Origin of the sequence: Chitinophaga hostae (genome assembly GCF_018224885.1) — a bacterium.
GTDB classification, from domain to species: Bacteria; Bacteroidota; Bacteroidia; order Chitinophagales; family Chitinophagaceae; genus Chitinophaga; species Chitinophaga hostae.
Genome location: NZ_JAGTXB010000009.1, coordinates 41,223 through 54,341 on the forward strand (window position 1 = coordinate 41,223; position 13,119 = coordinate 54,341).

11 protein-coding genes are annotated in these 13,119 nt (G+C 45.1%); 6 read left to right on the forward strand and 5 right to left on the reverse strand.

The features are described from left to right. Positions 1–84: 84 nt before the first annotated feature. Positions 85–2,202, reverse strand: coding sequence for a M48 family metallopeptidase (locus KE626_RS18630; protein ID WP_211974447.1), 2,118 nt, complete (start codon positions 2,200–2,202; stop codon positions 85–87). Positions 2,203–2,627: 425 nt separating this feature from the next. After that, a complete protein-coding gene (locus KE626_RS18635; protein ID WP_211974448.1) occupies positions 2,628–3,794 on the reverse strand; it encodes a hypothetical protein in 1,167 nt (388 codons plus the stop codon). Between the two features lie 63 nt (positions 3,795–3,857). Between KE626_RS18635 and KE626_RS18640 the strand changes: the two genes are divergently transcribed. Both KE626_RS18640 and KE626_RS18645 read left to right on the forward strand, forming a co-directional pair. Further along, positions 3,858–4,475, forward strand: a complete 618-nt coding sequence (locus KE626_RS18640; RefSeq protein WP_211974449.1) for a hypothetical protein — start codon at positions 3,858–3,860, stop codon at positions 4,473–4,475. A 9-nt stretch (positions 4,476–4,484) separates the two neighbouring features. Next, on the forward strand, positions 4,485–4,994 hold the full coding sequence (locus tag KE626_RS18645) for a GNAT family N-acetyltransferase (RefSeq protein ID WP_211974450.1): 510 nt from the start codon (positions 4,485–4,487) through the stop codon (positions 4,992–4,994). A 134-nt stretch (positions 4,995–5,128) separates the two neighbouring features. On the opposite strand, the gene KE626_RS18650 is transcribed toward KE626_RS18645, so the two are convergent. Beyond that, positions 5,129–6,706: a DUF6600 domain-containing protein gene (locus tag KE626_RS18650; RefSeq protein WP_211974451.1), complete on the reverse strand. Its 1,578-nt coding sequence runs from the start codon at positions 6,704–6,706 to the stop codon at positions 5,129–5,131. Positions 6,707–7,034: 328 nt separating this feature from the next. Here KE626_RS18650 and pnuC point away from each other — a divergent pair, with 328 nt between their 5' ends. Together pnuC and KE626_RS18660 are read left to right on the forward strand one after the other, a co-directional pair. Further along, positions 7,035–7,685: a nicotinamide riboside transporter PnuC gene (gene pnuC / locus KE626_RS18655; RefSeq protein ID WP_211974452.1), complete on the forward strand. Its 651-nt coding sequence runs from the start codon at positions 7,035–7,037 to the stop codon at positions 7,683–7,685. 39 nt (positions 7,686–7,724) lie between these two features. Then, positions 7,725–8,594 (forward strand): DUF4349 domain-containing protein, encoded by an 870-nt coding sequence (locus tag KE626_RS18660; RefSeq protein WP_211974453.1) that lies wholly within the window; start codon positions 7,725–7,727, stop codon positions 8,592–8,594. Positions 8,595–8,628: 34 nt separating this feature from the next. On the opposite strand, the gene KE626_RS18665 is transcribed toward KE626_RS18660, so the two are convergent. Continuing rightward, positions 8,629–9,855 (reverse strand): purple acid phosphatase family protein, encoded by a 1,227-nt coding sequence (locus KE626_RS18665; RefSeq protein WP_211974454.1) that lies wholly within the window; start codon positions 9,853–9,855, stop codon positions 8,629–8,631. Between the two features lie 342 nt (positions 9,856–10,197). Between KE626_RS18665 and atpD the strand changes: the two genes are divergently transcribed. Then, the gene (gene atpD, locus KE626_RS18670) at positions 10,198–11,700 is read left to right on the forward strand and encodes a F0F1 ATP synthase subunit beta (RefSeq protein WP_211974455.1); all 1,503 of its coding nucleotides are present in this window, start codon (positions 10,198–10,200) and stop codon (positions 11,698–11,700) included. 59 nt (positions 11,701–11,759) lie between these two features. Next, entirely contained in the window at positions 11,760–12,017 is a 258-nt protein-coding gene (atpC, locus tag KE626_RS18675) for an ATP synthase F1 subunit epsilon (RefSeq protein WP_211974456.1), read from the forward strand. Positions 12,018–12,521: 504 nt separating this feature from the next. On the opposite strand, the gene KE626_RS18680 is transcribed toward atpC, so the two are convergent. Further along, positions 12,522–13,073 (reverse strand): YqgE/AlgH family protein, encoded by a 552-nt coding sequence (locus tag KE626_RS18680; RefSeq protein ID WP_211974457.1) that lies wholly within the window; start codon positions 13,071–13,073, stop codon positions 12,522–12,524. Positions 13,074–13,119: the final 46 nt, after the last annotated feature.

The window sequence follows — 13,119 nt, forward strand, 5'->3', positions numbered from 1 at the left end:
TGCTACGCTTTCGCGAGCGCCGAAAATACGCACAAATTCAGTAAGAGAAAAATGCACGGCAGGAACGGCGCCCCGGAGCGGTTTTTATGCTCCCGGTTCCAATGTTAAAATAAATTCCAGGTATGCCTTTTTTAATAATATGACGCCATTGTTGTAATGCTCCATCATAGCAGAGCTGATTTCATGCAGCTCCTGGATGGCCACATAGTCGGGTGTCATATCCTGTATAAAAGTACAGTCCTGCTGTCGGAATTTTTTCAGTTTTTCTTCCATCTCCGCCGGGAAGGAACTATATAAAGGTGAACTGCTGATGTTTTCCGTCATCATACGGAAACTCCAGCATTCGGCAGATAACTCGTCGAACAATGCCGGCATGGATGCTATATCCTGTTCATGACTGTTAAACAGTAAACTGATACAATGTATGATCCGAATTACCTGGTCATTCAGTTGTTGCCCTGTTTGCTGGTACTGCAATATCTGCTGGTATTTTTCTTTCAGCAAAGCTGCGGCGGCTGTGCTTTGCTGTAACGCAACCGTATAGTGGTACCGGAAAGCCTGTTGGTCGTGCGCTTGCAGCCATTCCTGTTCTTCCGATACCCTGGCATGCAGCATCCGCGCCAGCTGTTTGGCCCGGGGGGCGCTGTATCTTTGTCCGTCAAATTCAAAGTACCGGGTAAGAAACTGCCCGCTGCTGATGGCTTGCAGGGTTTCCGCATCCTGGCGGTCCCGGTAAAATGACCGCATCCTCATGATAACATCCGGATGGTACATCTTAATAAGACTGGTGCTCATCATTTCCTCTGCTGTCAAAAGCTGCGTATATGCTTCATTGGTCTCATTAAATGGCCGGTTATCATAATACTCATTAAAGGCTTTAGGATATTCATATAGCCGGTGCCGTTGGGAAAGTTCTGCAATATAATCGGCTGGTGTCATCTCCGCAAAGGGAAGCGCTGAAGCAGGCGCAGTAAACCGGTATACGAGCGCTGTCATATGCTCCTGCAGGTTTTCCGGCTCATTAAACAATTTCCAGGCACTGTGGTCGATCGTGTTACAGGTAATGTCGGCGGCTATGTAGTGCGCTTCCCGCGCTTCCCGGCTAAGATGAGAAGTCCACTGTTCCCGTAATTGAACCCGGCTTTTAAGAAACGTTTGAAAATAATTGTCGGTAATGATAGGTAGTCCCGCTACATCAAGTGTGAGGTGATGCTGCCCCGCATAATAATTAACAAGGGCGCGCTGAACACTGAAAATATTGGAAAACTGCACGGTCCTGTCTGCCAGGTCAGGCAATTTGTGAAAACAGTGATCCAGGCAATAGCTCCCCATTTCCTGCCGGCGTAAACCGCTCACCGCTGTTGCAGTACTGGTAAGGCCTACTGCTACCGTATCTGCATAAAATTCCATTTCCTTGCTTAACTCCAGGTACTGGCGGTTGATCAGGAAATATATCTTTCTCAGCAGCAGCTGCATGGCATTGAGTATCCTGGTGGTAATATGCGCAAAGAAACTCAACAGGCTGCCGCCACTGCTCCATCGCAGCTCCAGTTCTTCCCATCGCTCATTTTCGTACAGCATGTTATATAACATTTTATTCAAGGTATATATATAGCTGCCCAGCTTCATACTCCGCTGGGAAAAATGAGCGAATTCATGCACCAGTAACATTTTCAGCTCGCTGACATTAACGCTGTTAATAAGTCCTAACCCGATTTCCAGGTTTTTCCGGGCCGGCCAGAACAGGCTCAGGAAACTCGAATTATAAAATATGGTGGCGTTCATATCGGGCACTACAAATACCTTTTTCGGAAAACGGATACGCGTGTCTTTTACCAGCTGCGTAATAAAATCAAATAAACGGGGATGATGGTCTGCAAAAACCTGCATGCGGTAAGGATTAGCAGCCTGACGTTTGTTGAAAAGAAATTTTGCAAGAAAAAACAATACCATCCCGCCCAGCAATATAAGACTAAGTCCTATGGCGCCGGAAGTCCAGGTAGGATAAGCGCGGAATAACATGATCCCTCCTGATATACACACCATTGCAAAAGCAACAGCTGTCAGTAGTAATACCACGTAAAAAATAAAGAACAAGACAACGCAGCTGATGGCTTTCATTATCTGTTGCCTAAATAATAACGTGGGCTGAATAAGCGCCAGATCCGCGTTTTCAGGGCACTCGGGATATAAGTTGGTCATAACGAAACATCAGGTTAGATACGATCGTAACTCCAAAAGGGATTTAAAAGTATATAATATTCAGTAACTAATTAGTGCCGCCAGGGAATCAGATATTTATATGAGTTGTTGTGTTTCCCTGCCGAAGTACATTCCGGCTGATTTATCGGATGCATATTTTTTATCGTTATTTATCAGGCGCAACATGCTTAACTTATTTTTCCGGGAGAAATGATGTGTAACGTTGTTATTGTCGTAACGCGTCTGGAACGGGAAAAATTGTCGCGATGACAAGCATGCCGGCAGGAAAGCAATAACGCAGTTTGATGCCAGTGGAAATGTAAAGGAAGGGTAACCTAATTGACTGATAAACAGCGGCCGGTGATTTCCAGTTTCCAGGTGTATATTGTTGAATCCGTATGCAGCAACTACTGCATACGGACATATTAGCCAACCAGCGGATGTCTTTTATAAGGGATATTCCGGTCAAACAGGTAACGGTAGGTAGTCAGCTGCCTGGAGGGAGCGGCGCCAAGGCTTTCTGCAACGTTCATCATCCTGGGATTGAAGTCGCCGATCCACTGCATTTCATAATCGGTGTAGTGCGACATACCACTCTGGATTAATTTAGCCCCTTCCACGATCATAAATGCGTCCACCCCTTTGCCCTGGAACTCAGGCACAATGCCAAAAATGATCCCCACCATTTTTTTACAGTATCCTGTTTGTTTCATCCACAGGAATTTCAGTTTTTGCCACCATCCGAATTTTCCATCCATATGTTTGATGTACTGATTCAGGTCAGGAAGGTTAAGCCAGATGGCAATGGGTTCGTCGTTGTAATAAACAAACCACGCTATCTTTTCATCCAGTAAAGGCTTCATTTGCTTGAAAAGCGCCAGTACCTGCGTTTTCCCCATTTCCTTTCCACCGGCGTGCTGCGCCCAGGCTTTATTGTATACGATACTGAATGCTTCAGCAAACCTGGGGAGTTCACTCTTTTTTATGTGTACAGCCTTGTAGGCCGGATCCGCTTCAATCGCTGCATGGCGTTCAAAGAATTTAGGTTGCAGCTGATCACTGACTTTCATACCATAGCAGATCTGGTTAAAGAAAAGCTGAAAGCCGTACTGCTCAAACAACCGGATATAGTAGGGCGGATTAAAGTTCATACAGTATAATGGCTCATGGTAACCTTCTGTGAGCAATCCCCACCAGTTATTACGCTCTCCGAAGTTGATAGGACCATCCATCGCCCCCATACCCCTTTCCTGCAGCCAATGTTTGCTGGTATCAAAAAGCAGGTTGGCTGCTTCCTGGTTATCTATACAGTCAAAGAAACCAACGCCTCCCACCAGGCATTCATCTCCTTTGGTTTTATACTTTTTGTTGACGAAAGCGGCAATCCTGCCGATTAATTTTCCCTGTTCATCTTTCAATATCCACCTTATCAGTTCACCATGACGGAATGCCTTGTTTTGACCCGCATCAAATACCGTGTTAATATCCTTATCCAGCGGCCTTATCCACCCTGGTACATTTTTATTCAGTATTACGTGTACATCGAGAAACTGCCGGGCTGTTAGTTCATCGTTTACAATAATCAGTTGCATTGCGACCATTTGTACAAATGTAATAAAAACTGCATTGGCATTATTTTTTCTCTCTGCCACTATATGAAAAGAACTTACGTTTATCCCGTTATACTATTGGTGTTGATAGTCGTATTTGGCCTGGGATATTGCCAGCAGCAACGACATGTACGAAAGGTACTGTCTGAAAACCAGCGCCTGTGGAACGAAAACCGCGATTTGCGCAAAAGCCTTGAGGAGTCCGGGGCGGTAAGCCGGCAAATTACCAATCACCAGGAAGTACAACAACGCTTAGCGGGGCAATTCGTTGAACGAAGAGCCTACTACCGCCGTAACTGGCAGCAGTTTATCGCCGCATCTGCCGGGGAATACCGCACGGGGCTGCTGGGTGGTATCAAAGACCTGAATATAACGGTAAACAACCAAACAGAATATGCACTCGATAATGTGGTGGTGCAGGTAGCATACATGCGCAATAATAACGAAGTCTTTAAAACTGAACGATATACCATCAGTAATATTCCGGAGAAAGGAACCCGTAGTATTCCTGCTTCCAATAGCCGCAAAGGAAGCAAGGTCACTGTAAAACTATTGAGCATCACCAGTCAGCCGATGAATTTCTGCTGGTCAGTGAATAAACCCGCTCCTGCCGGAAACCCGGATCCCTTTGAGTGCGTGCCGTCAGCAAAGGATAATCATTAACTTAGCGGTATGATTGACCTGGTACCTGTTTCCATCGCAGATGAAGTAATAAAACGCTTATATGAAGATGCTTTTCCCAAAGAAGAAAGAAGGCCATGGGACTGGCAGCTGGCATTAATAGCTACTGGTGAACTACGGGTATTGCGTATCGCCCGCGACGGACTTTTTGCCGGCTTTGTCTTTTATTGGCAATTACCTGCCTTCGCCTTTATAGAACATTTTGCTGTCCATCCCGATGCGCGAGGAGGTGGCGCCGGCACCCGGGTGATGGAATTATTGGAAAAAGAACTGGGAACTATTATCCTGGAAGTGGAGCCGCCCATAACGGAACAGGCTATACGTAGAGTAAAATTTTATGAACGGTTGGGTTATACTACCTTCCCTGATACATATCAACAGCCATCTTATTATCCTGAATTCCCGCCGCTGGCATTGCGCCTTATGTACAAAGGCTTGCCGTCGGCACTGAACTTTAATTATGTACGGCATCAATTGTACCGGTACGTGTATAAACAATAAAAAAGTACGGATGAATCACCGAGTGTAAATGATATCATCTCACAAAAACATCATTATTACTGGTTATCATTCGTACTTTCTTTATCCGGGAAGGGCTTAATGTAACATTGTCACATTAAGCCCTGATTATTTTATCATCCTCCTCTTTGTACCCTTCCGGATCCTCCCTGCTGTTGTTCCTGCTGACGTTGTGGTTGTTCCTGTCTCTGTTGCTGCTGTTGTTGTTGTTGTACTCTTTGTATACGTTGCTGTTCCTGTTGTTGTTGTCTCTGCTGTTGTTCCTGCTGTCTTTGTTGTTGTTGCTGCTGCTGCTGTTGTACACGCTGCTGTTCCTGTTGTTGTTGTCTCTGCTGTTGTTCCTGTTGCCTTTGTTGTTGCTGCTGCTGTTGCTGTTGTACCCGTTGTACCCGCTGTTGCTCCTGTTGTTGTTGCTGTCTCTGCTGTTGTTCCTGTTGTCTTTGTTGTTGCTGCTGCCTTTGCTGTTGTTCCTGTTGTACTCTTTGTATACGCTGTTGTTCTTGTTGCTGCTGCTGGACACGTTGTTGTTGCTGTATCTGCTGCTGTTGTTGCTGTTGAATACGTTGCTGCTGTTGTATCTGTTGCTGTTGTTCCGCTGCTGTTCTGTCGTTCGTAACTCTGTTAGGCCTGTTGTAGCTGCCATTGTTATTGGCAGGGTTGTTTCCGTTATTTACCGGCTGTGTGCTACCACGATTCGGATTGATTCTGCCGGCTCCATTGTTGTTGCCCGGGAAATTCCCATTGTTATCAGGTTGAACTGTATTGCCTGGTCTAACCCGTCCTCCGTTGTTATTAGGTGGCGTGTTGCCATTGTTGTTACCGGTATTGCCACCGGGTGTTATACGATTAGGACGATTATTGTCTACCGGTTGTACCACTCTGTTACGATCTGCTTCACGACCTCTTGCTATAGCGGCAGCATCCGGGCGATACATCTGAACACGGTTTGCTTCCACTCTTCCGGTACCTGGTCTGCTCATGTTATCCACTCTTACCGGCCTTACTGTTTCTCCTGAATAACGTTGCACGTCACGGGCATCAGGGCCTGTGTATACCCTGCGACCACGATAGTTATTACTGTTGTTGATAATCGTGGTATTGTTAATGATGGTAACATTCCTGCTGTTATTCACGTAGTAATTGTTGATATGCGGACTGTTAATGTACTGTCTTGGTACAAAAGCCCAATAGGAAGAAGGTGCATTATATGAATACTGAGGTCCCATTGGCGCCCATCCATAATAGTCACCGCCGGTTCTCCAGCTTACCCATGCCGGTCCCCAGTCATTACCGGGTACCCACATCCAGCCCTGGAAATCGTCGTATAACCAACGGCCATAGTGGAAGGCAGCCCAACCCCATGAATAATCCGACATCCAGGTCCATCCGTAGTCGGTATAAACCCAGTGACCGTTTGTATAGTATGGTCTGAAGTCGCGACCTGCATTTGGAATCCAAACCTGGTCATATCCCGGATAGCTTACCCAGCGGCCGTAAGGACTCAGCTCATCGTAAAATGAAATAGAGCCGCTCACCTGTACCTGCGGGCCGGAGCCATATGATGATCCGTATTGATCGTCATACTGACCTCCATATTGGTCATTGTAGGCAGGCGCATAAGTAGATGCACAGCTGCCAAGAAAGAATGATATAAATAACAGTGATAATCCTGCGTGTTTCATTAGTGTGTTCATAACTCCTGTTTTTTAGTCCTGATAGGTATTAGTATGTAGACCCTGGAGATGTAAATGGTATTGTTGTGCGTAAAAATTATTTTATGTCACAAGCATTTTTTAATGGTGTTTTGAATGTATAGAAGGCGGAATCATTTTGAATTGTTAAAGGATTGTGTTAAAATTTTTATAACGCTATGGCTGCAGTTCAGGCGCTACAAACACTATAAGGCAAATAGTGTTCCAATTTGATATCGGCTGTAATAGCTTGTTGTACAGGGTTTAACAAAGCAGTTGCGCAAATAATAAAACATTCCTGTAATATTGCAGCAGTTGATTAATTTAAAAAATGACCTCATTCTTCAGCATTCATCACACCTTCTTTACCGCGATGGGATATTCCGTCAGTTATGTGGAGTTTATTGGCACCGTAACTGGCCTCATCTGTATCTGGCTGGCCGCGCGGGATCATATTTTTACCTGGCCTGTAGGGTTGATAAATGTGAGTTGTTTCTTTATTCTTTTCTGGCAACTGCAGTTGTATGCAGATATGTTTCTTCAGATATACTTCTTTGCAACAGGGGTATATGGCTGGATTTTCTGGTTTAGAAAGCAGCCCGAAAATGAACCGGTATATGCGCTTGAAAACCGTCAGCGATGGCTGCTCGGAGGGGCTGCAACGGTGCTTACGGCTATCACCGGTTTTATCATCAGCCGTTTACATACCTGGTGGCCGGGTGTATTTGAGCATCCTGCGGCGTATCCGTATACCGATTCACTGGTTGCGGTACTGAGCGTTATTGCCAATATCCTGCTGGCAAAAAGGATCTGGGAGAACTGGTTGCTGTGGGTGATTGTAGATGTGGTGGCCACCGCTATTTACTTCCAGAAAGGCGTGAAGTTCCTGGGAATAGAGTATTTTATTTTATTGATCATTGCAGCGATGGGGCTGGTTAAATGGGTGAAATCATACCAGCAGCAATCTCTTACCGCTAAATGACCCCGCTTTTAACACTAAATAACATAACACCATTAACCTATGCTTACTGTAAAGCAAAAATTCCGTCGTATAGCCCTTGCGTTTATAGCCCTTTTCCTGGTGATGTATTTTTTCAGGATCCTTTATGGATATACCTATAAGGGAGTTCAGGGAGAAGAAACAGGCGGCAGCGATTTTTTATCCGGCATCGTAAAACAAAGGAAGAATTATGCGTCTGAAAAAGTAAAATCCTATACGCCGTCAGATGCAGGCGTACCCGGTATTTCCGGAAATCAGAAGTATGAAAAAGTTGCCAATGTACGATCAAAATCATCTCATTTTGCAGATGATGAAAAGCTGTTGCAGGGTACTGTTAAGCGGTTTGATGCGATTGTGCAATATCAGCAGGAGTCGGGGAATAAAGGCAACCGCGAAATACAATTGCTGATAGGAGTAATGCCGGAGAAGTTTGATTCTTTTTACCATGCTGCGCAGGAGATTGGGGTGATTAAGTCTACCTCTATCACCAAAACGGATATGACCAATGAGTACCGCAAACTCAATGCGAAGAAAGTGTCGTTGGAAAAGTCGCTGGCGTCGCTGAATGAGCTTAAAACAAAGGAGGGGAAAATTGAAGATTTTATCAGTTTGCACAGCCGGATTTACGAGGTGGAAACGGAGCTGCAGGGCCTGGGGGTGGAGCTCGGCAACTTTGATTCGGAGAATGAATTTTGTACGGTACAGTTCTCCATGTATGAAGGAGCTGCGGAAAGATCAATTGGAATGGTTACCCGGTTAAAAGTGGCGCTGGAGTGGACGATTAAGTACTATGCGGTACTGGCAGGCAGTATTTTCCTGGCAGCTGCGGCCGCCTGGATATTATTGAAAGTATTATTGCTGGTGAATGCGTTGATCGCTAAAAGAGAATAAAAAATGCCGGAGCTATTGCTCCGGCATCCGGTACTTACACCGTGTATTCACCCACTTTAGAGCCATCGTCTTTCAGCATGGTTAATACGAGTCGCTGCTGATCGGCTTTTATCTTTATCAGGGTGCGGAAGCCATCTTTAGGGCCGCCACCAATGATCAGCGGGAATTCGTGCTGTCCTTTTGATGGTGCGTATACGCCATACTGATGGGTGTGTCCGCATATGAGGATATCTATTTTGTGTTTGTTGAATAGCCCGCCAAACATTTCACGGCAGTGCTTTACGCCGTGCCACTCGCCGGAATGGTAGTGGGGAATGTGCATCATCACTACTTTGTGTTTAGCTTTTTTAAAGGCCGGATTTTGCAGTTGTTGTTCCAGCCACCTGGCCTGTTGTTCGCGATAGGCGTCAAAGTCAACGATGCCGGCATATACGGGGTGTTCATCTTCTTTATCTTCTCCTGTATCCAGTACAATGGCCGACACAGGACCAATGGTAAAGGTGAAGTAGTTGTTATGTCCCGGGTTATCAAAGTATTGATGCCATTCCCTGGCATATTTACCGCGGGTTTCGTGGTTACCGCGCACGTACATAAAAGGCGTTTGTGTGGAAAAGGTATCACCACAGGGTGTCAGCATATGATCAATGATCTGTTGTTCATCGGCCTGGTAGTCGAATACATCTCCGTTAAAGAAAACAAAATCATAGGGATCCTGTTTGTTCAGTCCCACGAGATGTGGGATAGAGGCGGGGCGGTCGTGAATATCGTTGATGATCAGCCAGGATACTTCTTTTGCCTGCGGATCCGGCGCCGTAAACGTGTATGTTTCGCTGCTGATCGTTTCTCCGTAGGTGAGTTTATAAGGTTCGAACGACAGGATATCTTTTGAGTAAACTTTGTAGCTGTATTTTTTCCCGGGTTTCAGCTGATCGAGTTCAATACGGTGCAGGCGGTTGTTAGCGTCTACCAGTCCGTTGGTCACACGGTGTGCTTTCTGGTTCAGCTCTCCGTCGGTACCGTATTCCACCCAGCTATAGCAAGGACGGGCGGTGAGCCACATCACGGAAATGGTATTGGGTCCGGGATATTGCAGGTAGGGTTTGCAAAGGAAGGCGTGTTCTGGTGCGTTAGTTTTGCCGTTATCGGGCTGTATGCCAGCTTTGGCAATAGCGGGCACTATACCGGTGATGCCTAATAATCCTGCTTTGGAGATGTTACCGAGGAATGACCGCCGGGATTGTTCACTGTTTGTTTTCTTCATATGTTAATATTATATATATCAGGATAGTGCCTAAAAATAGTAAAGGAATTAAGAAAAGGAAGTTATTTTTATATGGATGGCAGCTTCCCTGTAATGGTTATTTATAAATATTGATTATTTATAATTTGATAGACTCCGCTTTGCATTGCAGGGATATAAAACTTTGCTAAGGAGAAAAACGGTGAAAAATGCGGCGGGAAAAGGATTTTTTTCGTCGTTATGGTTTTGATATTCACCCATTAACTCTTACCTTTGCGGCAAATTTTGGAAACTGTACGCAACGAATTGCTGCCGTTTTTGGAACAGTAACATTTTAGTATTTTTATAAACCTCTTTAAAAATATGCCTAACACAGGTAAGATCAAACAAATTATCGGTCCCGTGGTGGACGTGCATTTTGATGACAAATTGCCCGAAATCTACAGCGCATTGGAAATTACCCGCGAAAATGGTCAGAAGGTAGTATTGGAAGTACAGCAGCACCTGGGTGAAGACAGCGTACGTACAGTAGCTATGGATTCTACAGATGGTATGGTTCGTGGTATGGCTGTAGTTGATAAGGGCGCGCCTATTAAAATGCCGATTGGCGACCAGGTTAAAGGACGTTTGTTCAATGTGGTAGGTGAGGCGATTGACGGTTTGGGTGACATCGATACTTCAAACGGTTATCCTATTCACCGTGATCCGCCTAAGTTTGAGGATCTCGCTACTGAAACAGAAGTACTGTTTACTGGTATTAAAGTAATTGACCTGATTGAGCCATACGCAAAGGGTGGTAAAATTGGTTTGTTTGGTGGTGCCGGTGTGGGTAAAACGGTATTGATTCAGGAATTGATCAATAACATTGCGAAAGGTTACGAAGGGTTGTCTGTATTTGCTGGTGTAGGTGAGCGTACCCGTGAAGGGAACGATCTGATGCGTGAAATGATCGAGGCAAACATCGTAAAATACGGTGATAAATTTAAAGAATCAATGGAGCACGGTGACTGGAATGTTACCGCTGTAGATAAAGAATTGCTGAAACAATCACAGGCTACGTTTGTGTTTGGTCAGATGAACGAGCCTCCTGGCGCCCGTGCCCGTGTGGCATTGTCCGGTTTAACACTGGCAGAATATTTCCGTGATGGAGATGGCTCTGCAGGCAGCGGCCGTGATATCCTGTTCTTCGTAGATAACATCTTCCGTTTCACCCAGGCAGGTTCTGAAGTATCCGCACTGTTAGGTCGTATGCCTTCTGCGGTGGGTTACCAGCCAACACTGGCTACTGAAATGGGTCTGATGCAGGAACGTATCACTTCTACTAAAAATGGTTCCATCACTTCCGTACAGGCGGTTTACGTACCTGCGGATGACTTGACGGATCCGGCTCCTGCAACTACCTTCTCCCACCTGGATGCTACCACCGTATTGGATCGTAAAATTTCCGATCTTGGTATCTACCCGGCTGTGAGCCCGCTGGACTCTACTTCACGTATCCTGACACCGGCTGTAGTGGGTGAAGCTCACTATAACTGTGCACAGCGCGTGAAAATGATCCTGCAACGCTATAAGGAACTGCAGGATATCATCGCTATCCTCGGTCTGGATGAACTGAGCGACGAAGATAAACTCACTGTATCCCGTGCACGTCGTGTACAACGTTTCCTGTCACAGCCTTTCCACGTGGCAGAACAGTTTACCGGTCTGAAAGGTGTACTCGTACCAATCGAAGAAACTATCCGTGGCTTTAACATGATCATGGACGGCGAAGTAGATGAGTATCCTGAAGCAGCTTTCAACCTTGTAGGTAACATCGAAGCAGCTATTGAAAAAGGTAAAAAATTACTGGAAGCAGCGAATAACTAATTAAGTCAATGATCCCGGTTTTGCCGGGATCATTACCCTTCACCATTTACGATCATAACATGCTATTAGAAGTATTAACACCAGAAAGAAAATTATATGCCGGAGAAGTGTACGGAGTACAACTGCCGGGCATTGACGGTTCTTTTGAGATACTGGATAAACATGCGCCATTAATTGCAGCCCTCGGAAATGGTAAAATGAAAGTACTGACAGATAAAACGCATGCTGAGTTTTTTACTATCAGCGGCGGATTTGTGGAAGTATTGCGCAATAAGGCTACCGTACTCGTAGAAGGCGCTGTAGCAGTGGGAAAATAAGCATACCAGCAAGAAATTATAATAACCAGGCCGGGTAAGATTACCCGGCCTTCGTTTTTGTCCTAACTATTCCAATCTTAGATGGCCCGGCTGGGAACAGGATTGCTCACCGGGATTTCCTCTCTATTCATTACATACAATACGTTACCTGCACGGCTATACGAGATACCCGCAGTCACATACTGTACATTCATAAACAACCCTTATCAAGGGTTGTGTATATTACCTAATGAATATGCCTTTGATGATAAATTATTTGGTATTCAGGTACAACTCTGGTTTCGTTCTATGGAAGGAGCAAAATATTTTTCATAGGTTTTGCCTTCATAGGTGTATTCTTATCGGTTATTTTACTTACCTGAAAACGGGTTATGTAACTGGTTTATTTTAGCAATTACTTTAGCAAGATATTTAATTTGTTTTAAATAAACAGCATTCATCCTGTTCATTTTTCACATTAAAAAACGGGCTCCACCGATGTCCCTCTTTTTCAGAATATTACCATTAATTTAGGGAAGGATCTATTGGGTAATTTGCCATCATGGCAAAGGTGCTGCCAAGGTTTTTCAGCGATTGCTGCCAGATTTGCTGTTCTTTGGGATCAAATACCAGCTTTGCATCTGTTTGAGAGAGTATCCAGGATTTATCCTTTACCTCTTCCTCCAGCTGCCCCTCTGTCCACCCCGAATAACCAATGAAGAACTTAACCTTATCCGGTTCCAGCAAGCCGCTGTTCAGCGCGTCTACCACATGCTCAAATTTACCGCCCCAGTAAAGACCGGGTAATATTTCCAGTCCGCCCGGAATCAGCTCCGGCTGTCGGTGGATAAAATGCACCGTGTCCATTTGCACGGGCCCTCCATAGTATACGGGTATGTTGCCAATCAGCACTTCAGGGACCAGGTCGCTGAGCGATTGATCGAATAACTTGTTGATTACAAAACCAAAACTGCCTTTTTCCTGGTATTCACAAAGAAGTACTACCGTGCGCGCAAAATTTGGATCTTTCAAAAATGGATCAGCTATCAGCAAAATGCCGGGTGACAATGTTACCATAGACATACAATTTTATAGCCTGTTCAAATTTAACTAAATGATTGAA

What these genes read in the sequence shown, in the direction of transcription:
- KE626_RS18630 (WP_211974447.1), bottom strand. Translation starts at nt 2,202, where the DNA reads ATGACCAACTTATATCCCGAGTGCCCTGAAAACGCGGATCTGGCGCTT.
- KE626_RS18635 (WP_211974448.1), bottom strand. Translation starts at nt 3,794, where the DNA reads ATGCAACTGATTATTGTAAACGATGAACTAACAGCCCGGCAGTTTCTC.
- KE626_RS18640 (WP_211974449.1), top strand. Translation starts at nt 3,858, where the DNA reads ATGAAAAGAACTTACGTTTATCCCGTTATACTATTGGTGTTGATAGTC.
- KE626_RS18645 (WP_211974450.1), top strand. Translation starts at nt 4,485, where the DNA reads ATGATTGACCTGGTACCTGTTTCCATCGCAGATGAAGTAATAAAACGC.
- KE626_RS18650 (WP_211974451.1), bottom strand. Translation starts at nt 6,706, where the DNA reads ATGAACACACTAATGAAACACGCAGGATTATCACTGTTATTTATATCA.
- pnuC (WP_211974452.1), top strand. Translation starts at nt 7,035, where the DNA reads ATGACCTCATTCTTCAGCATTCATCACACCTTCTTTACCGCGATGGGA.
- KE626_RS18660 (WP_211974453.1), top strand. Translation starts at nt 7,725, where the DNA reads ATGCTTACTGTAAAGCAAAAATTCCGTCGTATAGCCCTTGCGTTTATA.
- KE626_RS18665 (WP_211974454.1), bottom strand. Translation starts at nt 9,855, where the DNA reads ATGAAGAAAACAAACAGTGAACAATCCCGGCGGTCATTCCTCGGTAAC.
- atpD (WP_211974455.1), top strand. Translation starts at nt 10,198, where the DNA reads ATGCCTAACACAGGTAAGATCAAACAAATTATCGGTCCCGTGGTGGAC.
- atpC (WP_211974456.1), top strand. Translation starts at nt 11,760, where the DNA reads ATGCTATTAGAAGTATTAACACCAGAAAGAAAATTATATGCCGGAGAA.
- KE626_RS18680 (WP_211974457.1), bottom strand. Translation starts at nt 13,073, where the DNA reads ATGGTAACATTGTCACCCGGCATTTTGCTGATAGCTGATCCATTTTTG.